24 protein-coding genes are annotated in these 25,935 nt (G+C 72.7%); 18 read left to right on the forward strand and 6 right to left on the reverse strand.

Annotation, left to right across the window (positions count from 1 at the left end):
- Positions 1-8 precede the first annotated feature (8 nt).
- The 3 genes from ACFVYR_RS32785 to ACFVYR_RS32795 are packed head-to-tail and all read left to right on the forward strand — an operon-like array spanning position 9 to position 3,623.
- Positions 9-1,313, forward strand: coding sequence for a haloacid dehalogenase-like hydrolase (locus ACFVYR_RS32785; protein WP_384258163.1), 1,305 nt, complete (start codon positions 9-11; stop codon positions 1,311-1,313).
- A gap of 22 nt (positions 1,314-1,335) precedes the next feature.
- Positions 1,336-2,634 carry a haloacid dehalogenase-like hydrolase gene (locus ACFVYR_RS32790; protein WP_384258161.1) on the forward strand — a complete coding sequence of 433 codons (1,299 nt, stop codon included), beginning with the start codon at positions 1,336-1,338 and terminating at the stop codon, positions 2,632-2,634.
- 41 nt (positions 2,635-2,675) lie between these two features.
- Positions 2,676-3,623: a DUF2510 domain-containing protein gene (locus ACFVYR_RS32795; RefSeq protein ID WP_384258158.1), complete on the forward strand. Its 948-nt coding sequence runs from the start codon at positions 2,676-2,678 to the stop codon at positions 3,621-3,623.
- A gap of 30 nt (positions 3,624-3,653) precedes the next feature.
- On the opposite strand, the gene ACFVYR_RS32800 is transcribed toward ACFVYR_RS32795, so the two are convergent.
- Entirely contained in the window at positions 3,654-4,856 is a 1,203-nt protein-coding gene (locus ACFVYR_RS32800; RefSeq protein WP_384258156.1) for an amino acid deaminase/aldolase, read from the reverse strand.
- Between the two features lie 195 nt (positions 4,857-5,051).
- Between ACFVYR_RS32800 and ACFVYR_RS32805 the strand changes: the two genes are divergently transcribed.
- The 3 genes from ACFVYR_RS32805 to ACFVYR_RS32815 are packed head-to-tail and all read left to right on the forward strand — an operon-like array spanning position 5,052 to position 8,521.
- The gene (locus ACFVYR_RS32805) at positions 5,052-6,557 is read left to right on the forward strand and encodes a hypothetical protein (protein WP_384258154.1); all 1,506 of its coding nucleotides are present in this window, start codon (positions 5,052-5,054) and stop codon (positions 6,555-6,557) included.
- Positions 6,554-7,741, forward strand: coding sequence for a type VII secretion-associated serine protease mycosin (gene mycP / locus ACFVYR_RS32810; RefSeq protein ID WP_384258151.1), 1,188 nt, complete (start codon positions 6,554-6,556; stop codon positions 7,739-7,741). The genes ACFVYR_RS32805 and mycP overlap by 4 nt, the downstream gene beginning before the upstream one ends.
- A 45-nt stretch (positions 7,742-7,786) precedes the next feature.
- Entirely contained in the window at positions 7,787-8,521 is a 735-nt protein-coding gene (locus ACFVYR_RS32815; RefSeq protein WP_384258261.1) for an SseB family protein, read from the forward strand.
- Between the two features lie 10 nt (positions 8,522-8,531).
- On the opposite strand, the gene ACFVYR_RS32820 is transcribed toward ACFVYR_RS32815, so the two are convergent.
- Positions 8,532-8,918: a DUF1844 domain-containing protein gene (locus ACFVYR_RS32820; protein ID WP_384258149.1), complete on the reverse strand. Its 387-nt coding sequence runs from the start codon at positions 8,916-8,918 to the stop codon at positions 8,532-8,534.
- 392 nt (positions 8,919-9,310) lie between these two features.
- On the opposite strand from ACFVYR_RS32820, the gene infC reads away from it, so the two are divergent.
- The 10 genes from infC (at position 9,311) to ACFVYR_RS32870 (ending at position 20,440) form a co-directional block, all read left to right on the forward strand.
- On the forward strand, positions 9,311-9,973 hold the full coding sequence (infC, locus tag ACFVYR_RS32825; RefSeq protein WP_384258259.1) for a translation initiation factor IF-3: 663 nt from the start codon (positions 9,311-9,313) through the stop codon (positions 9,971-9,973).
- 106 nt (positions 9,974-10,079) lie between these two features.
- On the forward strand, positions 10,080-10,274 hold the full coding sequence (gene rpmI / locus ACFVYR_RS32830) for a 50S ribosomal protein L35 (RefSeq protein WP_007829094.1): 195 nt from the start codon (positions 10,080-10,082) through the stop codon (positions 10,272-10,274).
- Between the two features lie 97 nt (positions 10,275-10,371).
- Positions 10,372-10,755, forward strand: coding sequence for a 50S ribosomal protein L20 (rplT, locus tag ACFVYR_RS32835; RefSeq protein ID WP_384258146.1), 384 nt, complete (start codon positions 10,372-10,374; stop codon positions 10,753-10,755).
- Between the two features lie 172 nt (positions 10,756-10,927).
- Positions 10,928-11,755 carry a TrmH family RNA methyltransferase gene (locus ACFVYR_RS32840; RefSeq protein ID WP_384258144.1) on the forward strand — a complete coding sequence of 276 codons (828 nt, stop codon included), beginning with the start codon at positions 10,928-10,930 and terminating at the stop codon, positions 11,753-11,755.
- A 73-nt stretch (positions 11,756-11,828) separates the two neighbouring features.
- Entirely contained in the window at positions 11,829-12,971 is a 1,143-nt protein-coding gene (locus ACFVYR_RS32845) for an ATP-binding protein (RefSeq protein ID WP_384258142.1), read from the forward strand.
- 158 nt (positions 12,972-13,129) lie between these two features.
- Positions 13,130-14,293, forward strand: a complete 1,164-nt coding sequence (gene pheS, locus ACFVYR_RS32850; protein ID WP_384258140.1) for a phenylalanine--tRNA ligase subunit alpha — start codon at positions 13,130-13,132, stop codon at positions 14,291-14,293.
- Positions 14,293-16,821: a phenylalanine--tRNA ligase subunit beta gene (pheT, locus tag ACFVYR_RS32855; RefSeq protein WP_384258137.1), complete on the forward strand. Its 2,529-nt coding sequence runs from the start codon at positions 14,293-14,295 to the stop codon at positions 16,819-16,821. The genes pheS and pheT overlap by 1 nt, the downstream gene beginning before the upstream one ends.
- Before the next feature lie 204 nt (positions 16,822-17,025).
- A complete protein-coding gene (locus ACFVYR_RS32860) occupies positions 17,026-18,138 on the forward strand; it encodes a PP2C family protein-serine/threonine phosphatase (RefSeq protein ID WP_384258135.1) in 1,113 nt (370 codons plus the stop codon).
- Positions 18,139-18,428: 290 nt separating this feature from the next.
- A complete protein-coding gene (locus ACFVYR_RS32865; protein ID WP_384258133.1) occupies positions 18,429-19,778 on the forward strand; it encodes a transcriptional regulator in 1,350 nt (449 codons plus the stop codon).
- A gap of 119 nt (positions 19,779-19,897) precedes the next feature.
- Positions 19,898-20,440: an NUDIX hydrolase gene (locus tag ACFVYR_RS32870; protein ID WP_055699051.1), complete on the forward strand. Its 543-nt coding sequence runs from the start codon at positions 19,898-19,900 to the stop codon at positions 20,438-20,440.
- Between the two features lie 15 nt (positions 20,441-20,455).
- Here ACFVYR_RS32870 and ACFVYR_RS32875 read toward each other — a convergent pair whose 3' ends face one another.
- Together ACFVYR_RS32875 and ACFVYR_RS32880 are read right to left on the reverse strand one after the other, a co-directional pair.
- Positions 20,456-20,713 (reverse strand): hypothetical protein, encoded by a 258-nt coding sequence (locus tag ACFVYR_RS32875; protein ID WP_384258130.1) that lies wholly within the window; start codon positions 20,711-20,713, stop codon positions 20,456-20,458.
- A gap of 213 nt (positions 20,714-20,926) precedes the next feature.
- A complete protein-coding gene (locus ACFVYR_RS32880; protein WP_384258128.1) occupies positions 20,927-21,787 on the reverse strand; it encodes a 3-hydroxybutyryl-CoA dehydrogenase in 861 nt (286 codons plus the stop codon).
- 189 nt (positions 21,788-21,976) lie between these two features.
- On the opposite strand from ACFVYR_RS32880, the gene ACFVYR_RS32885 reads away from it, so the two are divergent.
- The gene (locus ACFVYR_RS32885; RefSeq protein ID WP_384258126.1) at positions 21,977-23,212 is read left to right on the forward strand and encodes a glycoside hydrolase family 10 protein; all 1,236 of its coding nucleotides are present in this window, start codon (positions 21,977-21,979) and stop codon (positions 23,210-23,212) included.
- A 16-nt stretch (positions 23,213-23,228) separates the two neighbouring features.
- On the opposite strand, the gene ACFVYR_RS32890 is transcribed toward ACFVYR_RS32885, so the two are convergent.
- Both ACFVYR_RS32890 and ACFVYR_RS32895 read right to left on the reverse strand, forming a co-directional pair.
- A complete protein-coding gene (locus tag ACFVYR_RS32890; RefSeq protein ID WP_384258124.1) occupies positions 23,229-23,423 on the reverse strand; it encodes a DUF1918 domain-containing protein in 195 nt (64 codons plus the stop codon).
- Between the two features lie 97 nt (positions 23,424-23,520).
- Complete coding sequence (locus ACFVYR_RS32895) at positions 23,521-24,459, reverse strand: DMT family transporter (RefSeq protein WP_384258122.1); 939 nt, start codon at positions 24,457-24,459, stop codon at positions 23,521-23,523.
- On the opposite strand from ACFVYR_RS32895, the gene ACFVYR_RS32900 reads away from it, so the two are divergent.
- On the forward strand, positions 24,458-25,906 hold the full coding sequence (locus tag ACFVYR_RS32900) for a PLP-dependent aminotransferase family protein (RefSeq protein WP_384258119.1): 1,449 nt from the start codon (positions 24,458-24,460) through the stop codon (positions 25,904-25,906). The two genes, ACFVYR_RS32895 and ACFVYR_RS32900, sit on opposite strands and share 2 nt — an antisense overlap.
- Positions 25,907-25,935: the final 29 nt, after the last annotated feature.

Here is a 25,935-nt window from a genome sequence, read left to right on the forward strand (position 1 = left end):
GTGTGTACATGAACCTCAAGCGCCGCTGCGCCGCCGCAGCCGCCGTGCTCACCGTCGCGGGGACCGGCCTCCTCGGCGTCCAGGCCACCGCCGAAGCGACGCAGGCCCCCCGCCCGAAGGCCGCGAAGTGCCCCGCGCTGACCGTCTCCGAAGGCTGGTACGGCGCGAACAAGGCCAGACTCCAGCACATGGTGGACCGGTACGGCCGCTGCGGCGGGAGCCGCGGCGCCAAGCCCGTCGCCACCTTCGACTGGGACAACACCGTCATCAAGAACGACATCGGCGACGCCACCATGTACTGGCTGCTGCGCCACGGCAGGATACGCACGCCCGCCAAGGGCGACTGGCACACCACCAGCCGCTACCTGACCGGCCCGGCGGCCAAGGCCCTCACCAAGGCCTGCCCGGCCACCGCCACCACCCTGCCCACGCACCGCGACACCGCCTGCGCCGACGAGATCCTCTCCGTCTACGGCGAAGGCACCACCACCGGCGGCGCCCCCGCCTTCACCGGCTTCGACCACCGCCGCATGGAACCCCAGTACGCCTGGCTCGCCCAGCTCACCCGCGGCTGGACCACCCGGCAGGTCAAGCACTTCGCCGCCGCGGCCCGCGAGGAGAACCTCGCCGCGCCCGTCGGCGCCGAGCAGCGCGTCGGCACCAAGAAGGTCACCGGCTGGGTCCGCTACTACGACCAGCAACGCGATCTGATCCGCACCCTCAAGAAGGCCGGCTTCGAGGTCCACGTCGTCTCCGCGTCACCCGAGCCCGTCGCCGAGGTGTGGGCGAAGGCCGTCGGCGTCGACGCCCGGCACACCCTCGGCATCCGCAACGTCACGGCGCACGGCAGGCAGACCGCACACCTCAAGGGCTGCGGCACCGTCCGCGACGGCGACGACTCGATGATCACGTACATCGACGGCAAGCGCTGCTGGATCAACCAGGAGATCTACGGGGTGCGGGGCGCCGCCGCCGAGAAGGTCCAACCGGCCGCGAGGCGCCCGGTGTTCGCGGCCGGGGACTCCGACACCGACGTCTCCTTCCTGCGCGACGCCACCGGCCTGCGGCTCGTCCTGAACCGCAACAAGAACGAACTGATGTGCCGCGCCTACGAGAACGGCGACGGCCGCTGGCTGGTGAACCCCATGTTCATCCAGCCCAAGGGCCAGAAGGCCGACCCCTACCCGTGCGCCACCACCGGCTACACCCGGCCCGACGGCAGCGCGGGCCCGGTGCGCCGTACGGACGGCTCGGTGATCCCCGATCAGCGGGACACGGTGTACGGGGCGTCGGCACCATCGTCAGCCTCGTAGGACTGATGTACGGTCCACTGACATGCGTAACCGACACATTCTGGCGCTGACCCTGGCCACGGCCGCCGCCCTGGCGGCCGTACCGGCAGCTCTCCCCGCGGCCGCCGCCACGCCCGCGAACCCCCGTACCACTGCCGCGCACTGCCCGCAGCTCTCGAAGAAGCTGACCTGGTACGGCGACAACCGCGCCCGGCTGCAGCGCGTGATCGACGAGCGCGGCCGCTGCTCCCGCCCGCACCTCGGACACGGCGGAAAGCGCCCGGTCGCCGCCTTCGACTGGGACAACACCGTCACCAAGAACGACGTCACCGACGCGACCATCGCCTGGTCCCTGCGGCACGACAAGATCCTGCGCCCCAAGAGCTGGAAGTCCACCAGCAAGTGGATGACCGACGACGCCCACCGCGCGCTCACCAAGGCCTGCGGCACGAAGGTCCCGGTCGGCAGGCCGCTGCCCACCTCCACCAACACCGCCTGCGCGGACGAGATCTTCGAGGTGCGCGAGGACGGGAAGACGATGAGCGGCGCCGCCGCCTTCGCCGGGACGTGGGACCACCGCCACACCGTCCCGCAGTACGCCTGGGTGCCCCAGCTCTTCGCCGGTCACACCGTCCCCGAACTGGAGTCGTACGCCGCGAAGGCCCGCAAGGAGGCCCTCGCCGCCCCCGTCGGCGCCACCCAGACCGTCGGCACCCACGAGATCCCCGGCTACGTCCGCTACTACGACCAGCAGCGCGATCTGATCCGCACCCTCAAGAAGGCCGGCTTCGACGTCTACATCGTCTCGGCGGGCTCGGAGCCGGTCACCGAGGTCTGGTCGAAGAGCGTCGGCATCGACCGCGAACACACCGTCGCCATCCGCTCGGTCCTCGACCGCAAGGGCCGCATCACCACCTACAACCAGGGCTGCGGCAACGTCCCCGTCAACAAGGGCGAGGCCATCCCGTACATCGACGGCAAGCGCTGCTGGATCAACCAGGAGATCTTCCGTCTCAAGGGCAAGAAGGCCTGGGCCAAGCAGGACCGCGCCCACCGCATCGCGCTCGGCGGCGGCGACGCCGACACCGACGTGACCTTCGTCGGCGACGCGACCGGCGCGCACCTCGTGCTGAACCGCAACAAGGACGAGGTCATGTGCCGCGCGTACGACAACGCGGACGGCCGCTGGGTCGTGAACCCCATGTTCATCGAGCCGCTGAAGCAGAAGCCGGGCCGCTACCCCTGCTCGACGGGCGCGTACAACAAGCACGGCGGGGGCAAGGGACCCGTCCTGCGCGGCGACGGCTCCGTCGTCCCCGACCAGGTGGACTCGGTGTACTGATCATCGCGGCACGATTCCCGGACACCGCTTAGAGTGCCGGGATGAGCATGTCGCCCCCTCCCGGCTGGTACTCGGACCCCTCGGCGCCGGCCGTCGAACGCTGGTGGGACGGAACCGCCTGGACCGAGCACCGGCGGACCCCCGAGCACCCCCAAGTGCCCGGGACGCAGCAGGGCTTCGGCCCGTCGCCGGACGCCACGGCCGTGCCGGCGCCCGCCGTCCCGGGCGGCGGCCGGGGGAAGACCGTCGCCCTGGCCGCCGCCGGGGTCGTCCTCGTCGGCGCGATCGGCACGGGCGCCGTCGTCCTGACCAAGGACGACGGCGACCCGAAGGGCGGCGCACCGGCGCCCACCGCGCCCGTCACGAACAGCCCGACGCCGACCGCGACGAAGTCCGCGTCCCCGAGCCCCGACCCCGACCCGGACACCCTCGTCGACGACCTCAACGGCATCACGCTCCCCGTCCCCGACGGGTGGGAGAAGGACGACGACTCCTTCGGCGGCGGCGCGACCATCCAGACCCCGGACATCATCGACTGCCCCGGCGACTCCGGACTCTGCCGCGAGGGCACCGTCACGTCGAGCACCGTGACGAACACCGACGAGAGCGACCCCAAGGCGCTCGCCCTCGGCGACATCGAGGACGCGGCGGACGACGCCTTCGACCACGACAAACTGGACAACAAGCCCTACGGCGGCCTCACCGGCCACGAGAAGGTCAAGGAAGGCCAGGTGGCCGTCGCCGGGCGCACCGGCTACCTCGTGCGCTGGCGCGTCCACACCGCCAAGGGCCCCGGCGGCTACGTCCAGTCGCTCGCGTTCAAGTCGAGCGTCGGGTCGGAGTCCCCGGTCATCGTCCGCTTCGCCATCGGCGCCGGCGACGACGCGCCGCGCGTCTCCGTCCTGGACGAGATCACCGACGGCATCCGCTCGGTCGACGACAGCGCGACGGGCGGCGGCGTGGGCGAGGACGTCGGCGCGACGCCGTGAGCCGCCGTGACGCCCTGACCGGCCGCGGGGTCAGAGGAAGGTGTGGCCCTCGCCCCGGTACGTCGGGACGCTCGCCGTCACCCTGTCGCCCTCGACCAGGTGCAGCGTCTCGAACCGCTCGCACAGCTCACCGGCCTTGGCGTGCCGGAACCACACCTTGTCGCCGATCAGCAGGTCGTCGGCCGGGGGCCCGTGCAGCGGCGTCTGCACTTCGCCCGCGCCCTCCTGCGGGTCGTACCGCAGCCCCTCGGGCAGATACGGCACCGGCGAGCGGTCGGGGCCCGCGACCCCCGACGCCGGATAGCCCCCGCCCAGCACCGTCACGGTGCCCGCGCCCGGCCGCCGCACCACGGGCTGCGCGAACAGCGCGGCCGGACGCCCGCTGAACGACGTGTAGTTGTCGAACAGCCGCGGCACGAACAACCCGGAACCCGCGGCGATCTCGGTGACCGCGCGCTCGGCCGCGGTGTGCTGCACGCTGCCGGTCCCGCCGCCGTTCACGAACTCCAGGTCGGGCGCGGCCTCCCGCACCGCGGCGATGGTCCGCCCCCGGCGCGCGGCCAGCTCCTTGCGGGCCGCCGTCTGCATCAGCCGGATCGCCCGGGAGCGCGCCGGGTGCCCCTCGACCGCGTCGCCCACCCCCGCGACATGCCCCTCGTACGCCATGACACCGACGAGCCGGAACCCCGGCCGCCGGACGATGGCGCGGGCCAGGGCGGCGACCTGCACGGGGGAGTGCAGCGGCGAACGGAGCGCGCCGACGCGGACGCGTCCGCCGAGCACCCGGTAGGAGGTGTCCAACTCCAGGCAGACCCGCACCTCTTCGGTCCCGCCGTCCCTGGCCTCGTCGATCAGCCGCAGCTGGGCCGGGTCGTCGACCATCACGGTCACCGCGGCGGCGAGCTTCGGATCGGCGGTCAGCCGCGCGAACCCGGCCCGGTCCGCCGAGGGGTAGGCGAGCAGCACGTCGTCGAAGCCGGACCCGGCGAGCCACATCGACTCGGCGAGCGTGAACGACATGACCCCGGCGAAGCCGTCGCGGGCCAGGACCCGTTCGAGCAGGGCACGGCAGCGCACGGACTTGCTCGCGACCCGGATCGGCTTGCCGCCGGCCCGGCGCACGAGATCGTCCGCGTTCGCGTCGAAGGCGGCCAGATCGACGATCGCGAGGGGGGCGTCGAGATGCGCGGTGGCCCGGTCGTAACGGGCCCGGTCTGCTGCACGGGCTGTCATGGCCGAAGCCTGCCAGACACGATTACCGGAGGGTAGGGGGATGATCCGGGCAGATCGCCCGGGGTGCGGACTGGGTTCCCTCGCGCCCGACGTCAGCCCGTAGAGTGACGCGGACGGAGCCTGACGAAGCGGCGTCCACAGAGCCTCGCCGGCCTCGCGCTCCGGCCGGCCGGAGCGCGAGGAGAGCGGGGGAGCATGAGCACGGAGGCGCCTCGCAGCCCCATCCCGCCGCGCCCCGCCACGCCTCCCCGCCCCCCGGCCCCGCCGGCCCCCGCCGACCCGTCCTTGACGGACCCGGCCGCCGACCCGCCGCCCGCACCGTCCGCCCGCTTCCCCGACGTCCGCCCGCCGGTCGACCAGGACTGGATACTCGACAGCCCGCGGCCCGCCTCCGCGGCGAGCGACGACGAGCTGAGCCGCTCGGCCCGCATAGAGGACCTGCTGGCCCCCTTCGAACAGGCCCGCGCGGAACGCGAGACGTCGACCGGCCACGAGGCGTCCGCGGACCGTGCGGCGCCCGGCCCCACCGCCCCGCCCCCGCCCCCCGCTTCGGCCCGCCTGCCGGACACCCCGCCGATACCGGCCGGGCCACCCGCGTCCGGAGTCCACGACCCGCAGCCGTCGAGCACCTCCGGCTTCCCCGGCCCGCCGAGCGCTTTGGGCCCGGTGCCCCCCGCCGCACCGGCAGCCACGCCCCCGCGCCCCGCCACGCCGCCGCCCGCTCCGGCGACGTCCCGCCCGGCCGACGCGCCCTCGCCCCCTCCTGAGGCAACCGCGGTTCGCCCCGCACCGCGTGGCGCCCGCCCCGTCGCCACCACGATCACGTCCCGCCGCACGGCCGGAGCCGTCGATCCGAAGCCGGTGCCCGGCGCGGGACGGCCCTTCGTGTCGTTCGCGCGGCCCGCCATGGATGACGACAGCACCACGCGGTTGCGGCCCGTCGGCGGCTGGGCCCGCCCCCGCGCGGTCGCCGCCGCGGTCTGCGCCGTGCTCGGGCTCGGGCTCATCGGGGGTGCGGTGACCGGGAGTTGGCTGACGGGGGAGTCCGCGGCCGGGGGCGCCACGCGCAGCGCGTACACCGTCACCGGCGGGCTCTGGCACAGCGTGCCCGTCGACCGGCTCTTCCCGCCCGCGCTCAAGGGCGAGGGCGCGGGCCCCGGCGGCGCGGACCGCTCGTGGACGCGGATCGCCGTCGCGCCCGACAGCGGCTGCAAGGACGCCTTCGACCCGCTGCTGCGCAAGGCCCTCGCCCCGGCAGGCTGTCTGCGGCTGCTGCGCGCCACGTACACCGACGCCACCCGCAGCCATGTCACCACCGTGGGGCTGCTGTTCACCAAGGCGGACGCCGACGGCATGCGGACGCTGCGCGACCGTTTCACCGAGGAGGGGCTCGACCGACGGCCCGACCTCATGCCCCGCCCGTACGCGGCCAAAGGCACCCCCGCCGAAGGCTTCGGCGACACCCAGCGCGCCTCCTGGACGATGTCCGTGCTCCCGGACGCCCCCGTCGTCGCCTACGCCGTCTCGGGATTCGCCGACGGCCGCGTCGTCACGGACCCCGAGCCCGCCACCGAGGCCATGGGCACCAACACCACGTCGTCGCCCGCCCAGGCGGGCCTCGGCCACGAGGCGAAAGGCATCGCCGACCGCGTCGAGCGCGGCCTGCGCAAGACCATCGCGGCCGCGGAGAAGAAGTCATGAGCATCCGCCGGACACTCGTCGCCGCCGCGACGGCCCTGCTCGCGCTCGCCCCGGCCGCCACCGCCCACGCCGACGACGGCATCCGCGCCCAGCAGTGGGCCCTCGACGCCATGCACACCAGCGAGGCCTGGCGGACCACCAAGGGCGCGGGCATCACCGTCGCCGTCCTGGACACCGGCATAGACGACGAGCACCCGGACCTCGCGGGCAGTGTCCTCAAGGGCGAGGACATGGTCGGCTTCGGCGCCCGCCGCGGCGACCGGGCCTGGGCCCGGCACGGCACCGCCATGGCCGGCATCATCGCGGGCCACGGACACGGCCAGGGCCGCGCCGACGGCGTACTCGGCATCGCGCCCGACGCGAAGATCCTGCCGGTCCGCGTGATCCTCGAGGACGGCGACCCCGCCCGCAAGAAGGCCCGCGACACCCGCGGCAACGCCCTCGCCGACGGCATCCGCTGGGCCGCCGACCACGGCGCGGACGTCATCAACCTCTCCCTCGGCGACGATTCGAAATCCGCCCACCCCGAACCGGCCGAGGACGCCGCCGTGCAGTACGCCCTGAAGAAGGGCGTCGCCGTCGTCGCCTCCGCGGGCAACGGCGGCGAACGCGGCGACCACATCTCCTACCCCGCCGCCTACCCCGGCGTCATCGCAGCGACGGCCGTCGACGAGAACGGCGCCCGCGCCTCGTTCTCCACCCGCCGCTGGTACGCCACCGTCGCGGCGCCCGGCGACGACATAGTCATCGCCGACCCCGACCACAAATACTACGAGGGCTGGGGCACCAGCGCCGCCTCCGCCTTCGTCTCGGGCGCCGTCGCCCTGATCCGCGCCGCCCACCCCGCGCTCGCCCCCGCCCAGATCAAGCAGCTCCTCGAGGACACCGCCCGCGACGCCCCCTCCGGCGGCCGCGACGACTCCCGGGGCTTCGGCCTGATCGACCCCGCGGCGGCGCTGACCCGCGGCGCCAGGATCGAGCCCGGACCCGCCGAGCCGCGCACGGCGGCCCACGGCGCGCGCTACTTCGGTCCTGGCCCGGACGCGGAGACGGGCGACGACGGGCCCGCGGGCTGGGTGGGACCGGTCGCCGGGGGCCTCGGCGTCGCGCTGCTCGCGGCGGCGGTCCAGCTGTGGCGGACCCGGTCGGGAGCGCCCCGCCGGGGTGCCGGACCCGCTCTGTAGGGTCGACACGTGGCGAACATGGCGAACAAGGCAAGCACGGCGGACATGGCGAACAAGAACATTCCCGATCCGGGATTCTCCGACGACGACGGGACCGCCGACCCCCGGCTGGCCGAGGCGCTGGCCGCCTGGTCCGAGGACCGCACGGCCCACGGCCCGGTCCTGCGGGCCCTGGCCGGCGCCCGGCTCCTCGTCCCCGTCGTCGCCGTGCTCGGCGAGGTGGAGGAGGACGAGAACGGGCTGCGCCGCGAGAAGACCAGCGACATGGCCGTCCCCACCCTCAAGGCGGGCGACCGCAAGGCGCTGCCCGCCTTCACCTCCATCGAGGCCCTCGCCCTCTGGGACCCGGCCGCCCGCCCCGTCGCCGTACCGCTGCACCAGGCGTTGCAGGCCGCCGCCCACGAGCAGGCCGACACCATCGTCCTGGACCTGGCGGGCCCCGTCCCCTACGAGCTGGGCCGCTCCGCCCTGCTCGCGCTCGCCGAGGGGCGCGCCAGCGCCGACCCGCTCGCGGACCCCGCCGTCACCGGCGCGGTGCGCGCGGCCGTCGCCGCCGAGCCCGGCGTGCTCCGCGCCCACCTGGGCCCCGGCCACGCCGACGGCACCCTCGCCCTGGTCCTCGACCCGGCCGCGGACCCCGCCGAGGCCGCCCAGCGGGTGGCCCGGCGGATCGCCGCCGACGAAACACTGAGGGCCCGCCTGGTGCGCGGCCTCGACCTGGCACTCCTGCCGGCCGAGGCGACGCCACCGGGCGAGCCCCTCTACGTACGTACGGTGTGAAGGTGAAGGCTCAGCCGAAGACCGGGCCCGTGTACTTCTCGCCGGGCCCCTGACCCGGCTCGTCGGCCACCAGGGACGCCTCGCGGAACGCCAGCTGCAGCGACTTCAGGCCGTCACGCAGCGGCGCCGCGTGGAACGAGCTGATCTCCGTGGCGCTCGCGTCCATCAGTCCGGCCAGCGAGTGGATCAGCTTGCGGGCCTCGTCCAGGTCCTTGTGGCCCTCGCCGCCCTCGGCGAGACCGAGGTTCACGGCGGCGGCGCTCATCAGGTGGACCGCCACCGTGGTGATCACCTCGACCGCGGGGACGTCCGCGATGTCACGGGTCAGGGTGTCGAAGTCGGGGGAGTCGGGCCCGGCGCCTGCGGGGGACTCGGGGGTGGGGGTCGCGTCGCTCATGTGCCACACGATATGCCGAGCCCCGCGCGGCCCGGGCCCCGGGAGCCGCCGCGCGAGCTGGTTCGCCCCACCCGGGCAGAGCTGCTAACCTTGTGTAACGACCGGCTGGACACCCGCGTGCCAACGCGAGGGTCCGGCCCACAAGTGGAGGCTCCGATCTCCCACCTGACCGCTCCCCGGAGCGGCGGGTCACCGGTCAGGCGGCCGAAGTCCCCAAGGCTTCGGGTCGCCCGATGTGCGCCCCGCGATCACCGCGGAGGTGCTCCGGTAGTACGTGGAGCCCCTTCTGTGATCGGTCGGGGCATTTTTTGTGGCCTCGTTCGGTTGGTCCAGTCAACAGACGTAACGCGGCTGTCCGCCAGACGGTCGCGTGGTGCTACCGAGGAGGATCCATCAGCGCCGAGCCCCGCATCAACGACCGGATTCGCGTTCCCGAGGTGCGACTTGTCGGTCCCAGCGGCGAGCAGGTCGGGATTGTCCCGCTTGCCAAGGCCCTGGAGCTTGCGCAGGAGTACGACCTCGACCTGGTCGAGGTGGCCGCGACTGCGCGTCCGCCGGTCTGCAAGCTCATGGACTACGGGAAGTTCAAGTACGAGTCGGCCATGAAGGCCCGTGAAGCGCGCAAGAACCAGGCGCACACGGTCATCAAGGAGATGAAGCTCCGGCCGAAGATCGACCCGCACGACTATGACACCAAGAAGGGTCACGTCGTCCGGTTCCTCAAGCAGGGCGACAAGGTCAAGATCACGATCATGTTCCGTGGTCGTGAGCAGTCCCGCCCCGAGCTGGGCTTCCGACTGCTGCAGCGTCTCGCTTCGGACGTCGAGGACCTTGGGTTCATCGAGTCGAACCCGAAGCAGGACGGCCGGAACATGATCATGGTTCTCGGTCCGCACAAGAAGAAGACCGAGGCGATGGCCGAGGCCCGTGAGGCCCAGGCGGCCCGCAAGGCGGACGCGAAGGCCAACCCTGGCCGCTCGCAGAACTCCGCCGAGGGGGAGGAGCTCGACGAGGCTCCCGCCGAGGCCCCGGCCGAGGCTTCTGCCGAGGCCTGATCCCGTGGACGCGAGTCCAGGGGATGCCAACCGATACATATGGCTCCCGGATGCCCGGTTTAACGACCGGGCATCGGAACGCCACTGACGAGGAGAGAACGGCGCTATGCCGAAGAACAAGTCGCACAGCGGTGCCAGCAAGCGCTTCAAGGTCACCGGCTCCGGCAAGGTGCTCCGCGAGCGCGCCGGCAAGCGCCACCTGCTCGAGCACAAGTCGTCCCGTCTGACGCGTCGCCTCACCGGCAACGCCGAGATGGCCCCGGGCGACGCCAAGAAGATCAAGAAGCTTCTCGGCAAGTGAGCTCGGGTGCCGGACACGGCACCTGACCTCTGACCGGGACCCAATCGATACCGGGTCGTGTGAGTCCAACCACGGCCCCGCTACAAGGAGTTAAACAGTGGCACGCGTCAAGCGGGCAGTAAACGCCCACAAGAAGCGTCGGGCGATTCTCGAAGCGGCCAGCGGCTACCGCGGCCAGCGCTCGCGCCTGTACCGCAAGGCCAAGGAGCAGGTCACCCACTCCCTGGTCTACAACTACAACGACCGCAAGAAGCGCAAGGGCGACTTCCGTCAGCTGTGGATCCAGCGCATCAACGCCGCTGCCCGCGCCAACGGCATCACCTACAACCGCTTCATCCAGGGTCTGAAGGCCGCCAACGTCGAGGTGGACCGCAAGATCCTCGCGGAGCTGGCCGTCAACGACGAGAACGCGTTCGCCGCGCTCGTCGAGGTCGCGCAGAAGGCGCTGCCGTCGGACGTCAACGCGCCGAAGGCGGCGTGACGCTTCGCTGAGCCGAGCGTGATTTCGGACCCGTGAGCCGGTTGGCTTGCGGGTCCGCTGTCGTTCGGGGTCTCGTCCGCCCTGTGCTGTCTCCTGCCGTCCGCGGGTCCGTTCTCGGCTGGTCGCGCAGTTCCCCGCGCCCCTATCGGGGCGCCGTCCCGAGGTGAGTTGAATGGTTGCCGCCCCCGAATTGATCTCCCCCAAGTCGCCCCGCGTCAGCGCGGCCCGGCGGCTGGCCAAGCGGAATTTCCGGGGGAAGGAGCGGCTGTTCCTCGCCGAGGGGCCGCAGGCCGTGCGGGAGGCCGCCGCGTACGCGGACACCCTGGTCGAGCTGTTCGCCACCGTCGACGCCGCCGAGCGGTACGCCGACATCGTGGGGGAGGCGCGGGCCGCCGGGGCCCGGGTGCACCTCGCCCACGAGGACGTCATCGCCGACATCTCGACGACCGTCACCCCCCAGGGCCTCGTCGGCGTCTGCCGTTTCCTCGACGTGCCCTTCGACGAGGTCATCGCGGGCCGCCCGAAGCTCGTCGCCGTCCTCGCCAACGTCCGCGACCCCGGGAACGCCGGGACCGTGCTGCGCTGCGCGGACGCCGCGGGCGCCGACGCCGTGGTCTTCACGGACGCCTCGGTGGACCTCTACAACCCCAAGGCGGTGCGCGCGTCGGTCGGTTCGCACTTCCATCTGCCCGTCGCCGTGGGCGTACCCGTCGAGCAGGCCGTCCGAGGGCTCAAGGACGCGGGCGTACGCATCCTCGCCGCGGACGGGGCCGGTGCGGACGACCTCGACACCGAACTCGACCGGGGCACCATGGGCACCCCCACCGCCTGGGTCTTCGGCAACGAGGCCTGGGGACTCCCGGAGGAGACCCGCGCACTCGCCGACGCGGTGGTGCGCGTTCCGATCCACGGCAGAGCCGAAAGCCTCAACCTCGCGACGGCCGCGGCCGTGTGCCTCTATGCGTCCGCCCGTGCACAGCGCGCCGCCAGTACTCGCTGAGGGGGTCCGCTCCGTCACATCGAGCTAGTAGTGTGACGGGCTCACCGACAGTCCGAGAGGTGGGGTACGGGGAATGAGCGTCGGCACGAGCAGAGCACCGGGAGTGCAGGGCGTCGTCCGTGCTCGCACGGACCGCGACGGCCCCGGTGACCTCGGCGACCTCGGACTCGACCCCGACGAGCTGCCCGACGGGCTCGTCGTCGCCGACGAGGCGGGCCGCGTCATCTGCTTCAACGCGGCGGCGGTGCGCATCACCGCGGTCCCCGCGACCGACGCCCTCGGCGCCCCCCTGGAGCACGCCCTCCCCTTAGAGGACCTCGAAGGCCGCCGCTGGTGGCAGCTGACCGACCCCTACGGCGGCCTCGCCATCCGCAACGGCCAGCCCGAGCGCAACCTGCTCCTGCCCGGCGGCCGCGAGATCCTGGTCACCGCCCGCTACGTACGCACCGCCCGCACCGGGCCCGTACGCCGCGTCATCGTCTCCCTGCGCGACACCGAGGCCCGCCGCCGCACCGAGCGCAGCCACGCCGAGCTGATCGCCACGGTCGCCCACGAGCTCCGCTCGCCCCTCACCTCCGTCAAGGGCTTCACGGCGACCCTGCTCGCCAAGTGGGAGCGGTTCACCGACGACCAGAAGAAGCTGATGCTGGAGACCGTCGACGCCGACGCGGACCGCGTCACCCGGCTGATCGCCGAGCTCCTCGACATCTCCCGCATCGACTCCGGCCGCCTTGAGCTGCGCCGCCAGCCCGTCGACATCGGCGCCGCCGTCGGCCGCCACATCCAGGCGCACGTCGCGGCCGGCCAGGACGCCGACCGCTTCCTCGTCCGCGTCGAGCAGCCGCTGCCCGACCTCTGGGCGGACCCCGACAAGATCGACCAGGTGCTGAGCAACCTGCTGGAAAACGCCGTGCGGCACGGTGAGGGAACCGTCACCATTGAGGCGGCGGCCTCCTCCTCGCCGCGCGAGCGGGGCGGCGCCGAGACCGCCGTGACCGTGAGCGACGAGGGCTGCGGCATTCCGGAGGAGTCGATGGGCCGTGTCTTCACCCGCTTCTGGCGGGGCAGTAAGCGCGGCGGGACGGGACTGGGGTTGTACATCGTGAAGGGCATCGTGGAGGCGCACGGCGGGACGATCACGGTCGGCCGCGCGCCCGGCGGCGGTGCCCAGTTCCGATTTACGTTGCCCGTGGGGGCCCCGGCGTATCTCCAGTGACCCTGTCGGGGACCGCCTGAGCAGCCCGCGGGCTCATTCGTTCACCGCACCCCCGTTAGACTCGGTCGTTGGCACTTTGTGTCCCCAAATCCGGGACAGCTTGTCTCCGAGTCGTTGACGGGGACCCATCCGCCAGCCAATCGGAAGCACGGGAAGAGATGTCGGCACCGAACAAGTCGTACGACCCTGTTGAGGTCGAGGCACTGAAACCTGAAGAGATCGAGCGCATGCGGGACGAGGCGCTCGCCGCCTTCGCGGCCGCGGACTCCCTCGACGCGCTCCAGGAGGCCAAGATCGCGCACACCGGCGGCACCTCGCCGCTGGCGCTCGCCAACCGCGAGATCGGCGCGCTGCCCCCGCAGGCCAAGGCCGAGGCGGGCAAGCGCGTGGGCATGGCCCGCGGCGCCGTGAGCAAGGCGCTCGCCGCCCGCCAGAGCGAGCTGGAGGCCGAGCGCGACGCCCGCGTCCTGGTCGAGGAGGCGGTGGACGTCACGCTGCCGTACGACCGCACGCCCGCCGGCGCCCGGCACCCGCTGACCACGATGATGGAGCGCGTCGCCGACGTCTTCGTCTCGATGGGCTACGAGGTCGCGGAGGGGCCCGAGGTCGAGGCGGAGTGGTTCAACTTCGACGCCCTGAACTTCACGCCCGACCACCCCGCCCGGCAGATGCAGGACACGTTCTTCGTCCAGGGGCCCGAGGGCGCCGAAGGCGGTGGGGGTACCTCCCAGGCTTTCGGCACTGGGGGAGAGTCCGGTGTCGTGCTCCGTACGCACACCTCGCCCGTGCAGGCCCGCGCGCTCCTCGAACGCCGCGAGCCGCCGGTCTACGTCGTCTGCCCCGGCCGCGTGTACCGCACGGACGAGCTGGACGCGACGCACACCCCGGTCTTCCACCAGATCGAGCTGCTCGCCGTCGACGAGGGCCTGACCATGGCCGACCTCAAGGGCACCCTGGACCACATGGTCCAGTCGCTCTTCGGCCCGGACATGAAGACCCGGCTGCGGCCGAACTACTTCCCGTTCACCGAGCCGTCCGCCGAGATGGACATGGTCTGCTACGTCTGCCGCGGCGAGTCCGTCGGCAACGCCGACCGCCCCTGCCGCACCTGCGGCAGCGAGGGCTGGATCGAGCTCGGCGGCTGCGGCATGGTCAACCCCAAGGTGCTCACCGCCTGCGGCGTCGACCCCCAGAAGTACAGCGGATTCGCCTTCGGGTTCGGCATCGAACGGATGCTGATGTTCCGCCACAACGTCGAAGACATGCGAGACATGGTCGAGGGTGACATCCGGTTCACCCGGCCGTTCGGGATGGAGATCTGATGCGGGTCCCGCTTTCCTGGCTGCGGGAGTACGTCGACCTCCCCGCCACCGAGACCGGCCGCGACGTGCAGGCCAAGCTGATCGAGGTCGGCCTCGAGGTCGAGACCGTCGAGCAGCTCGGCGCGGGCCTCAAGGGCCCGCTCGTCGTGGGCAAGGTCCTCACCATCGAGGAGCTCGAGGGCTTCAAGAAGCCCATCCGCTTCTGCACCGTCGACGTCGGCATGGCCAACGGCACCGGTGAGCCGCAGGAGATCGTCTGCGGCGCCCGGAACTTCGCCGTCGGCGACAAGGTCGTCGTGGTCCTGCCCGGCGCCGTCCTGCCCGGCGACTTCGCCATCGCCGCCCGCAAGACGTACGGCAGGACCTCGCACGGCATGATCTGCTCCGGTGACGAGCTGGGCATGGGCGACGACGGCTCCGGCGGCATCATCGTCCTGCCGCCCGAGCACGAGGCAGGCACCGACGCCATCGAGCTCCTCGAGCTGGTCGACGAGGTCCTCGACATCGCCGTCACGCCCGACCGCGGGTACGCCCTCTCGATGCGCGGTGTCGCCCGCGAGACCGCCATCGCGTACGGCCTGCCGCTGCGCGACCCGGCGCTGCTCGACGTGCCCGCGCCGAACTCCTTCGGCTACCCGGTCAAGATCAGCGACCCGCTCGGCTGCGACCGCTTCACCGCGCGCACCGTCACGGGCCTGCAGCCCGAGGCCCGCTCCCCGATCTGGCTGCAGCGCCGCCTGCAGAAGGTCGGCATGCGCCCGATCTCGCTCGCCGTCGACATCACCAACTACGTGATGATGGAGCTCGGCCAGCCCCTGCACGCGTACGACCGTTCCAGCGTCCAGGGCACGATCGGCGTCCGCAGGGCCGAGCAGGGCGAGAAGTTCACCACCCTCGACGGCACCAAGCGCGTCCTGGACGCCGAGGACCTGGTCATCACCGACGACCGCGGCCCCATCGGCCTCGCGGGCGTCATGGGCGGCGCCAACACCGAGATCGCGGACTCCGAGACGGACGCGGAGACCGGGCAGGTCCGCGGCACCACCGAGGTGGTGATCGAGGCCGCGCACTTCGACGCGATCTCCATCGCCCGCACCGCGCGCCGCCACAAGCTGGCATCCGAGGCGTCCAAGCGCTTCGAGCGCGGCGTCGACCCGCAGGCCGCGGCAGCCGCCGCGCAGCGCACCGTCGACCTGCTCGTGCTCCTCGCGGGCGGCAGCGCCGAGGCCGGCGTCACCGAGGTCATCGCCCCGACCGGGCCGCGCACGATCACTATGCCGGCCGACCACCCGGACAGCGTCGCCGGTGTCGTCTACGGCCGCGAGACCGTCGTACGCCGCCTCCAGGAGGTCGGCTGCGACGTGTACGGGCAGGACACCCTGACCGTCACCGTGCCGTCCTGGCGCCCCGACCTCGCCGAGCCGAACGACCTCGCCGAGGAGGTCATCCGCCTTGAGGGGTACGAGAACCTGCCCTCGACGCTGCCCAAGCCCCCGGCGGGCCGCGGCCTGACCGAGCGGCAGCGGCTGCACCGCCGCGTCGGCCGCGCGCTGGCCGGCGCCGGTTACGTGGAGGCGCTGAGCTACCCCTTCATCGGCGAGGGCGTCTTCGACCAGCTGGGCCTGGAGCCGGACGACCCCGCGCGCCGCGTGGTGAAGCTCCTCAACCCGATCTCCGACGAGGAGCCCGCGCTCCGTACGACGCTGCTGCCCGGGCTGCTCGCCACCCTCCGCCGCAACGACGGGCGGGGCTCGCACGACCTGGCCCTCTTCGAGACCGGCCTGGTCTTCCACCCCCAGGACGAGCTGAAGGTCGCCGGGCGCCTGCCCGTGGACCGGCGTCCCACCGACGAGGAGATCGCCTCCCTCACCGAGGCGCTGCCCGTCCAGCCCCGGCACGCCGCCGTCGTCCTCGCGGGCGCCCGCGAGCAGGGCGGCTGGTGGGGCAAGGGCCGCCCGGCGGACTGGGCCGACGCCGTCGAGGCGGCGCGGACCATCGCCCGGGAGGCCGGTGTCGAGCTCATCGTCGACCAGGGGCAGTACGGCCCGTGGCACCCCGGCCGCTGCGCCCTGCTGAAGGTCGTCGTCGACGGCGAGATCGTCACCGTCGGCCACGCGGGCGAGCTGCACCCGCGCGTCGTGAAGGCGCTGGGCGTGCCCGCGCGCACCTGTGCGATGGAACTGGACCTGGACGCGCTCGAGTCGGCACGCGAAGGCGGCGTCCAGGCACCGCGCATCTCGACCTTCCCGGTGGCCACCCAGGACGTCGCCCTCGTGGTCGACGCCGAGGTGCCCGCCGCCGTCGTCGAGTACTACCTGCGCGGCGGCGCGGGCGAACTCCTGGAGTCCATCCGGCTGTTCGACGTCTTCGAGGGCGAGCAGATCGGCGCGGGCAAGAAGTCCCTGGCGTACGCGCTGCGCTTCCGGGCGGCCGACCGCACGCTCACCGTCGACGAGGCCTCCGCGGCCCGCGACGCGGCCGTCGCCCTGGCGGCCGAGCGGACGGGCGCGGTGCTGCGCGGAGCGTAGCCACCGCCGGGCAGTAGGCAACAGGCGCACACGGGGCGCATCGAGGGGCTCATCCGGACCACCGGGTGAGCCCCTCACTCGTTCGGGTGGCAAGAGGAATCAGCATGGTCCAATCGGTCCATACGGTCGTAAGAATCGATCCGGCCGTAGCGCCGGCCTGCTCGCTGAACAGGGCCTGGGACACGACCTAGGGGGGCCGAGGGCATGACGCGTACCAGACCTGGGGCTGCCCGGCGGGGTGCCCGCCTGCTTCCCCGTGTGCTTGACCGCGTCCGCCCGGCGCGGCCTCCGCGGCACCGACGCGCGCTCGCCCTGCTCCTTCCCACGGTGTGGGGCGCCTGCGCGGTCACGTACAAACTGGCCTGTCCGCTCGCGCAGCAGGACGGCATGGGGGCACGGATCGTCAGCAGCGCCGTCTTCTTCGCCGTCGGGGCCGGGCTCATCTGCCACGTCCATCGGGCGCTGCTGCGGGAGCTGCGGCAGGTCCGCGAGGTCGCGGGCGCCGCGCAGAACGTACTGCTGCGGCCGCTGCCGCCCCGCCTCGAAGGGCTCGCGCTCGCCGTCGGTCGGCTCTCCGCGTCGCGCGGCGCCTCCGTCGGGGGCGACCTGTACGAGGTGGCGGCCACCGAGCACGGCGTCCGGGTCGTCATGGGCGATGTGCGCGGGCACGGCCTCGCCGCCATCGGGAGTGTCGCCGCCGTCCTCGGCAGCTTCCGCGAGGCGGCCCACGACGAGCCCGAACTCCCGCTGGTCCTTCGGAGGTTGGAGAGAGCGCACAGCCGGTACCTGCGGGAGCGCTCGCGCGCCGAGCACCCCGCGAACGGCGGCCCGGCACCGGACGCCCCGCCGGCCGAGGAGTTCGTGACCGTACTGCTCCTTGAGATCAGCCAGGAGGGCGAGATCTCCGCGCTGAACTGCGGGCACCCCTGGCCCCACCTGCTGAGCGGCCAGGCGCGGCCCCTGACGGACAGTGAGCCGCTGCCGCCGCTCGGTTCCTTCCCGCTCCCCGCCGAACTGCCCGTGCTGCGCTGCGGCCGGCTGCTGCCCGGCGAGGCGCTGATCCTGCACACGGACGGCATGGAGGAGCAGCGCAACGCCGCGGGCGCGTTCTTCCCGCTGCGCAGCGCCCTCACCGAGGCCGCAGGTGGCCGGCCCGTCTCACCGCAAAGCCTGGTCCGCGCGGTCCATGCCCGGCTCGCCCGCCACGCGGGCCGGTCGCCGTCCGACGACGCGGCCCTGCTCGTGCTGCGCAACGACCGGGTGCGGGTCCCCGTCCAGCAGCCGGAGCCTGGGCGGCGCGCCCGCACCATGAGCTGAGAGCGGGCCCACGGGGCGGCCGGGCACCGGGGAAGACGGCATGCGCCATCCGCCCCGCCATGGAGTTGTCGGGCAGACGGCGGGACGGATGACGCCGATGAGGGCCGCCGCACTGTACGAGGGGGAGCCGGCGGCCCGGCCGGCCTCCTTAACTGATGAGGCATCTCAGTCAAGCGATTCCACACCCCACGCGGCAGAGCGCACACCCCCCGGATTCGGGCACTCCGTTCACACCCCGTGTGAAGGGCCCTCCACTACGCTGAACAGCACCGAGCCACCGGAGGGCACCCATGCAGCCCAACACCCTGCTCGACGCGATCCTCGACGAAGCGGGCATTTCCCACGCGGGACTCGCCGCACATGTGAACCAGGCCGGACGGGCCAGGGGACTGGCGTTGCGCTACGAACACACCGCCGTCTCCCGCTGGTTGAAGGGTCAGCGGCCGCGGGGCCAGGTGCCCGACCTGATCTGCGAGGTGCTCGCCGCCCGGCTGCAGCGGCCCGTCACCCTCGACGACATCGGCCTCGGCCTGCCCGGTGTGCCGGCCGCCCGCACCGGCTCCACCGCCTCCACGCTCTCGGGGTTCGTGGAGCGGGCCACCGCCCTGTGGCGCTCCGACGAACAGCAGCGCCCGCACCTGCTCGGCGCCCCCGCCGTCACCGGCACGCCCGCCGTGATGCCCGTCTGGGAGTGGGAGAACCCGCCCGAGGACGTCGACGTCTCCCGCGGTGGACGGCACCCGGTCGGCAAGGCCGACATCGAGATGATGCGCGCCGCCCGCACCCACTACGAGCAGATGTACCGCAAGACCGGTGGCATCGCGACCCGCACCCGCATCGTCGGCTTCCTCAACGCCGAGGCCGCGCCGCTGCTGCGCGGCAGCTACACCGACGAGCTGGGCCGCCAACTGCACCGTTCCACGGGCGGGTTGGTGGCCATCGCGGGCATCTGCGCGTACGACTCCGACGCGCACGGTCTCGCCCAGCGCTACTTCCACCAGGCGCTGCGGCTGGCCAAGGCGAGCGGAGACCAGGGGCTCGGCGCGTACGTGATCGCGCTCCTCGTCAACCAGTCCCTGTTCATGCGCGAGTACCGCCAGGCCGTGGCCTTCGCCGAGGCCGCACTGCGCGCCGCCGGACGCGACCTGACCCCGGCCCTCGCATCCGACCTGTACGCGATGCAGGCCAAGGCGTACGCGCACCTGGGCGACGGCAGGAGCGCGCTGTCCTGCATCCGGCGTGCGGAGGTGGCGGCCGACCGGATCCTGCGCGGCCGCGAGCCGGACGAGACGGGCTATGTCCAGCCGGGGCTCGTCAACGTGCAAGTGGCGGAGGCGCTGCTCAGCCTCGGTGATCTGGCCAGCGCCCACGAGCACGCCGCGGCGGCCGTGGACACTCCGGCGCACGACCGCGGCCGGGTGCACCGCCTCGCCATGCTCAGCCAGATCGAGCTCCGCCAGGGCAACACCGACGAGGCGGTGGCCTCGGCGGTGAAAATGGCAGAACAGGCCCGGGGCATGGAGTCCCAGCGGCTGCGCGACCGGCTGCGCGCGGTGCGGGAGCACCTGGTCCGCAGCGACTGCGCGGGCACGGCCGAGGCGGCCGCACTGATCGACGGGGCGCTGCGCGTGCCGCTGTGACGCGCTAGCGGCGCCGCCGCGCCGTCCGCGCATACGCACAGCTCCGAGCCGTACACACTCTGCTCCGACATTCGGCCTGCTGCGATATTGCCATCTACTCGGCGGAAGGTGGCAGAACCGTGCAGTGGACGAAACAGAGCGAACAAACTGTGTACGGAAACCGTTGGTTCACCGTCAATCTCGCAGATGTCGAGCTACCCGACGGCCGGCATCTGGATCACTTCCTCATACGGCTGCGGCCCGTCGCCGTGGCCACCGTCGTCAACGACGCCAACGAAGTGCTGCTGCTGTGGCGGCACCGCTTCATCACCGACAGCTGGGGGTGGGAACTCGCGGCCGGCGTCGTCGAGGACGGCGAGGACATCGCGTACGCGGCGGCACGCGAAATGGAGGAGGAGACCGGCTGGCGGCCGGGACCCCTGCGGCACCTAATGAGCGTCGAGCCGTCCAACGGGCTCACCGACGCCCGGCACCACATCTACTGGTCCGACGAAGGGACGTACATCGGCCACCCCGAAGACGACTTCGAGTCGGACCGCCGCGAGTGGGTCCCGCTCAAGCTGGTACCCGACATGGTGGCTCGCGGAGAGGTCCCGGCCGCCAACATGGCCGCGGCGCTCCTCCTCCTGCACCATCTGCGCCTCGGCCAGGACGCGCGCTAACCAGGCGCGCGCCAGCTAATGGCCGATCGCCTGCCAGACCGCCACGGCGATCGCCGCGACCGCCGCGAGAGCGACGATCGTCGGCAGTGGCCAGCGGGTGTTCTCCAGTGCGGCGACCCGGGCCTCCATGGTCTCCACGTTCTTGGCGGTCTGTTCGTCGTGCTGCGTGAGCAACGCCAGCCGTCCGTCGACGCGGGCGAGGCCCACGTCCAGGCTGCGTCGTAACTCCGCGAGTTCCTCAGGGACCACGGCCATTTCGCCGTCGGTGGTCACGAGTCCGCTCCTCTCTGTAGTGGCGCGTCCCCCCTCCTTCCGCACGGAAAGTCAACTCGCGTGGTGGGCAGGGCGGGAGAGTGTGCGATGGGCATATGCGAGCCTTCTGCGCACACGGTGTGTGAACGCCGCGGGCCCGGCACTCGCAGGAGTGCCGGGCCCGTCGGTACGGAGCGTGTTCGTACGGGGTGTGCGCCGCTCGGGCGCGTCCCGTCAGGCGTACGTGTAGAAGCCCGAGCCGGACTTCCGGCCGAGGCGGCCCGCGTCCACCATCCGCTGAAGGAGCGGGGGAGCGGCGTACAGCGGCTCCTTGTACTCGGCGTACATGGAGTCGGCGACCGAGGCGACCGTGTCGAGGCCGATCAGGTCGGAGAGCTTGAGCGGGCCCATCGGGTGGGCGCAGCCCATCTCCATGCCGTTGTCGATGTCCTCGCGGCTCGCGATGCCCGACTCGAACATCCGGATGGCGGAGAGCAGGTACGGGATGAGCAGCGCGTTGACCACGAAGCCCGAGCGGTCCTGGGCGCGGATCGCGTGCTTGCCGAGGATCTTCTCGACCACGGCCTGAGCGCGGCTGATCGTGCCCTCGGACGTGGTCAGCGCCGGGATCAGCTCGACGAGCTGCTGCACCGGCGCCGGGTTGAAGAAGTGGATGCCGATGACCTGGTCCGGGCGCGAGGTCGCGACGGCCAGCTTCACCAGCGGGATGGAGGAGGTGTTGGAGGCGAGGATCGCGTCCTGCCGGGTCACCACCTGGTCGAGCACCTGGAAGATCTCGGTCTTTACCTGCTCGTTCTCCACCACGGCCTCGATGACGAGGTCACGGTCGGCGAACTCGCCGAGGTCGGTGGTGAAGCTGAGGCGGTCGAGCGTCGCGTCGCGCTCCTCCTCGGAGATCTTGCCGCGCTCGGCCGCCTTGGAGAGGGAGTTGTACAGCCGTGTCCGGCCGATCTCCAGGGCCTCGCCGGTGGTCTCCGCGACCTTCACGTCCAGTCCGGAGCGGGCGCAGACCTCTGCGATTCCGGCGCCCATCTGGCCACAGCCCACCACTCCGACGCGTGCGATATCGGTCATGGAGTCGGTCACCTCGTGCCTTTCGCTGATCAACGGGGCCGGCAGGTCCCCCGTCCCCCGTATGGATGCGGTGCCTGCCTCGGCCGTGAACGTTACTCCGCAATGAGGGGTCCATGAGGGGCCGGGTCGGGCATGCTGTGCGCATCCGGCAACGGGTGCCGGAGGACTGCTGGCCAAGGAGGTACGCAGATGAGGCGTATGTCACGTCGAGGTTTCTCGTTGGTGGCCGCGGCGGCGGTCGCGGGCCTCGCGACGGCGGGGGACGCGGCCGCCGCTCCCGGCCGGCGCCGGAAGAAGGGGCGCGAGCTGCGGGCCATGTGGCTGGCGAGCGTCGTCAACCGCGACTGGCCGTCCAAGCCGGGGCTCCCGGTGGCGCAGCAGCGCAGCGAGTTGCTGGCGTACCTGGACTCGGCCGTGGACCGCAGACTCAACGCGGTGGTCTTCCAGGTGCGGCCGACCGCCGACGCGCTGTGGCCGTCGCCGTACGAGCCCTGGTCGGAGTACCTGACCGGCACGCAGGGCAAGGACCCGGGCTGGGACCCGCTGGGCACCGCCGTGCGCGAGGCCCACCGCAGGGGCCTTGAGCTGCACGCGTGGTTCAACCCCTTCCGGGTCGCCAACCACACCGACCCATCGCGTCTTGTGGCCACGCACCCCGCCCGGGTGCACCCCGACTGGGTGCTGCCGTACGGCGGGAAGCTCTACTACAACCCGGGCCTGCCCGCGGTGCGGCGCTTCGTGCAGGACGCGATGCTCGACGCCGTGCGCCGGTACCCGATCGACGCGGTGCACTGGGACGACTACTTCTATCCCTACCCGGTCGCGGGCCAGAAGTTCGACGACGACGCCGCCTTCGAGCAGTACGGCGGCGACTTCCCGGACCGGGCGTCCTGGCGGCGGGACAACATCGACACGCTGGTGCGGGAGATGTCGGGCCGGGTGAAGAAGGCGCGGCCGCACTGTCAGTTCGGTGTCAGCCCCTTCGCCGTCTGGCGCAACCTCGCGACGGACCCGACGGGGTCGGATACCCGGGCCGGGGTGCAGACCTACGACGATCTGTACGCGGACACGCGGGGCTGGGTGAAGAAGGGCTGGCTCGACTACATCGTCCCGCAGGTGTACTGGAACATCGGCTTCGCCGCCGCGGACTACGCCAAGCTGATCCCGTGGTGGAGCGACGTCGTGCGCGGCACGGACGTGAAGCTGTACATCGGCGAGGCCCTGTACAAGGCGGGTGATCCGGCGCAGCCCGCGGCCTGGCAGGACCCGGCGGAGCTCTCCCGGCACCTCACGTTCGCCGAGGACTTCCCCGAGGTGCGCGGGCACATCTACTTCTCGGCGAAGGAGGTCGGCGTCGACAGGATCGGCGCGATGGCCCGTGTCGTCGCCGACCACTACCAGGAACCGGCGAGGCCACCGCGCTGATCCGCGCGGACACGGCCTAGGAAGCCGGGTCCTGATGCCGTACGACGGTGTCGGGACCCGGCGACATCAGCGTCTCGTGGCCGTCCTCGAAGCGGACGCGGTACGGCGGGCCACCGTCCGGGCCCAGGACCTCGACGACCTGCGCGATCCGGTCGTGCTGCCCGACGATCCTGCCGTGCAGCACCAGCTCGTCGCCTACGGTTGCACGCATCTGGAGAGCCCCCTCGTCCCGCTCTGCGGTCGCGAACTGTGGCGGCAAGTGTACGACGAGTGGCGGGAGTTGGGGCCATCCTCGGGTATACGGCCGGTCAGTCGCGGGCCCGTTGGGTGACCGCGATGCACACGAGGACGGCGGCCGCGGTGAGCGGCGCCGCCACGGTGAGGTGCTCGCCGAGCAGGAACACCGACCAGACCAGCGTCAGGAGCGGCTGGGCGAGCTGGAGCTGGCTGGCCCGCGGGACGCCGATCTCCGCCATCCCCCGGTACCAGACGACGAGGCCGAGGAACTGCGAACCGAGTGCCGCGTACAGCAGGCCCGCCGTGCTGTGCCCGGTGAGGTGGAAGGACTCGTGGGGCAGGGCCGCGAGCGCGCCCACCGCGTTGAGCGGCAGGCACAGGACCAGCGCCCAGCCGATCACCTGCCAGCCGGGCATCTCCCTGGCGAGCCTGCCGCCCTCGGTGTAACCGGCCGCGCAGATCAGCAGCGCGCCGAAGAGGTAGAGGTCGGCGGTGGTCAGGGCGCCGCCGCTCTGCTGCACGGTGAAGGCGATCACTGCGGCGGCCCCGGCGAGCGCCGCCGTCCAGAAGGTGCGCGAGGGGCGGGCCCCGGTACGCAGCGCCGAGAGGGCGGCGGTCGTCAGGGGGAGCAGGCCGACGACCACGGCCGCGTGGGCGGTGCTCGACGTCTGCAGGGCGAGCGTGGTCAGCAGCGGGAACCCGACGACCACGCCGACGCCCACCACGGCGAGGCCGAACCAGTGCCGCCGGTGCGGGACGGCGACGCGCAGGGCGAGCAGGCAGCTCCCCGCGACCAACGCGGCGAGCACGCCGCGCAGGGTCACGAAGCTCCAGGGTCCGATGCCCTCGAGAGCCCAGGCGGTGGAGGGGAAGGTGAGCGAGAACGCGGTCACGCCGAGAGCGGCCATCACGGTGCCGGCGCGGCGGGACGCGGGCGCGGGGCGCTGCTTCTCGTCGAGGGCGGGGACCGCTATCCGGGTCGGGCGAGTAGCGCTATCCTGTGCTGTCATGCATGACAGTAGCAGTGTGGGTGAACTGGCGAAAAGCCTGCGAGCGGAGCTTGACCGCTACTCGCCAGGTGGAAAGCTGCCGTCGAGCCGGGCGCTGGTCGAGCGGTTCAGGGTGAGCCCGGTGACCGTGTCCCGGGCCCTGGGCCAGCTGGCCGCCGAGGGCCTCGTCGTCACCCGCCCCGGCGCGGGCGTCTTCCGCGCGGAGGCGTCGGAGCCCGCCGCGCCCGTCGGCGACACGTCCTGGCAGGAGGTGACGCTGAGCGCCGACGCCGTCGCCGAACTCGTGCCGCGCTCGGTCGACGCGTCCGGAGTGCTCGCCACCCTCGCCGCGCCGCCGCCCGGCATCATCGAGTTCAACGGCGGCTACCTCGATCCGGCACTGCAGCCCGAGCGCGCGATGGCGGCGGCCCTCGCACGGGCCGGGCGGCGCCCCGGGGCGTGGGGGCGACCGCCGGTCGACGGCCTGCCGGAGCTGCGCGAGTGGTTCGCGCGAGGAATCGGCGGAGCGATCACGGCCGCCGAGGTGCTGATCACCGCGGGCGGGCAGAGCGCCCTGACGACGGCGCTGCGGGCGCTCGCCCCGCCCGGGGCGCCGGTCCTCGTCGAATCCCCCACCTACCCAGGCATGCTGGCGATCGCCCGGGCCGCGGGGCTGCGTCCCGTGCCGGTGCCCGTGGACACCGACGGGGTGCGCCCCCGGCTCCTGGCGGCAGCCTTCGAGGCGACGGGCGCCCGGGTCTTCGTCTGCCAGCCGCTGTTCCAGAACCCGACCGGCGCGGTGCTGTCCGCCGAGCGCCGCCCCGAGGTCCTGCGGATCGCCCGCGAGGCGGGGGCCTTCGTCATCGAGGACGACTTCGTGCGCCGCCTCGTCCACGAGGACGCCGGGCCGCTGCCGCGCCCACTCGCCTCCGACGACCGCGACGGCGTCGTCGTCCACGTCTGCTCGCTCACCAAGGCCACCTCGCCGAGCTTCCGCGTCAGCGCGCTCGCGGCCCGCGGACCTGTCCTTGAGCGGCTGCGCGCCATCCAGGTCGTCGACCACTTCTTCGTACCGAGGCCACTGCAGGAAGCGGCCCTCGAACTGGTGGGCTCCCCGGCCTGGCCACGCCATCTGCGGGCGGTGGCGGGCGAGTTGAAGGAACGCAGGGACACGATGGCGGCGGCGCTGCGGCTGCGCCTGCCCGAGCTCACGGTGCCGCACGTCCCCGCGGGCGGCTACAACCTGTGGCTGCGGCTGCCCGACGGCACGGAGGAGTCCGCGTTCGCCTCCGCGGCCCTGCGCGCGGGCGTGGCCGTGGCCCCAGGCCGCCCGTACTTCGCGGCCGAGCCCTCGGCGGCCCACGTCCGCCTGAGCTTCGCGGCGGTCGCGGGGCCGGGGGAGATCACGGAGGGGGTACGGAGGCTGCGGGTGGCTTGTGATGAGGTGCTGGGCGCCGGGGTGGGCTGAGAGCCTGTCTTTGCGCCCCCGCCTGCGCC

This window comes from Streptomyces sp. NPDC058284 (assembly GCF_042881135.1).
GTDB lineage: Bacteria > Actinomycetota > Actinomycetes > Streptomycetales > Streptomycetaceae > Streptomyces.

Bases quoted from the DNA above. Each gene is read 5' to 3' on its own strand.
- pheS (WP_384258140.1), top strand. From the start codon at position 13,130: ATGTCGGCACCGAACAAGTCGTACGACCCTGTTGAGGTCGAGGCACTG.
- mycP (WP_384258151.1), top strand. From the start codon at position 6,554: ATGAGCATCCGCCGGACACTCGTCGCCGCCGCGACGGCCCTGCTCGCG.
- ACFVYR_RS32845 (WP_384258142.1), top strand. From the start codon at position 11,829: ATGAGCGTCGGCACGAGCAGAGCACCGGGAGTGCAGGGCGTCGTCCGT.
- ACFVYR_RS32795 (WP_384258158.1), top strand. From the start codon at position 2,676: ATGAGCATGTCGCCCCCTCCCGGCTGGTACTCGGACCCCTCGGCGCCG.
- ACFVYR_RS32785 (WP_384258163.1), top strand. From the start codon at position 9: ATGAACCTCAAGCGCCGCTGCGCCGCCGCAGCCGCCGTGCTCACCGTC.
- ACFVYR_RS32860 (WP_384258135.1), top strand. From the start codon at position 17,026: ATGACGCGTACCAGACCTGGGGCTGCCCGGCGGGGTGCCCGCCTGCTT.
- ACFVYR_RS32805 (WP_384258154.1), top strand. From the start codon at position 5,052: ATGAGCACGGAGGCGCCTCGCAGCCCCATCCCGCCGCGCCCCGCCACG.
- pheT (WP_384258137.1), top strand. From the start codon at position 14,293: ATGCGGGTCCCGCTTTCCTGGCTGCGGGAGTACGTCGACCTCCCCGCC.
- ACFVYR_RS32890 (WP_384258124.1), bottom strand. From the start codon at position 23,423: ATGCGTGCAACCGTAGGCGACGAGCTGGTGCTGCACGGCAGGATCGTC.
- ACFVYR_RS32895 (WP_384258122.1), bottom strand. From the start codon at position 24,459: ATGACAGCACAGGATAGCGCTACTCGCCCGACCCGGATAGCGGTCCCC.
- ACFVYR_RS32885 (WP_384258126.1), top strand. From the start codon at position 21,977: ATGAGGCGTATGTCACGTCGAGGTTTCTCGTTGGTGGCCGCGGCGGCG.
- ACFVYR_RS32865 (WP_384258133.1), top strand. From the start codon at position 18,429: ATGCAGCCCAACACCCTGCTCGACGCGATCCTCGACGAAGCGGGCATT.
- ACFVYR_RS32815 (WP_384258261.1), top strand. From the start codon at position 7,787: ATGGCGAACAAGAACATTCCCGATCCGGGATTCTCCGACGACGACGGG.
- ACFVYR_RS32820 (WP_384258149.1), bottom strand. From the start codon at position 8,918: ATGAGCGACGCGACCCCCACCCCCGAGTCCCCCGCAGGCGCCGGGCCC.
- ACFVYR_RS32900 (WP_384258119.1), top strand. From the start codon at position 24,458: ATGCATGACAGTAGCAGTGTGGGTGAACTGGCGAAAAGCCTGCGAGCG.
- ACFVYR_RS32790 (WP_384258161.1), top strand. From the start codon at position 1,336: ATGCGTAACCGACACATTCTGGCGCTGACCCTGGCCACGGCCGCCGCC.
- rpmI (WP_007829094.1), top strand. From the start codon at position 10,080: ATGCCGAAGAACAAGTCGCACAGCGGTGCCAGCAAGCGCTTCAAGGTC.
- ACFVYR_RS32880 (WP_384258128.1), bottom strand. From the start codon at position 21,787: ATGACCGATATCGCACGCGTCGGAGTGGTGGGCTGTGGCCAGATGGGC.
- ACFVYR_RS32800 (WP_384258156.1), bottom strand. From the start codon at position 4,856: ATGACAGCCCGTGCAGCAGACCGGGCCCGTTACGACCGGGCCACCGCG.
- ACFVYR_RS32840 (WP_384258144.1), top strand. From the start codon at position 10,928: ATGGTTGCCGCCCCCGAATTGATCTCCCCCAAGTCGCCCCGCGTCAGC.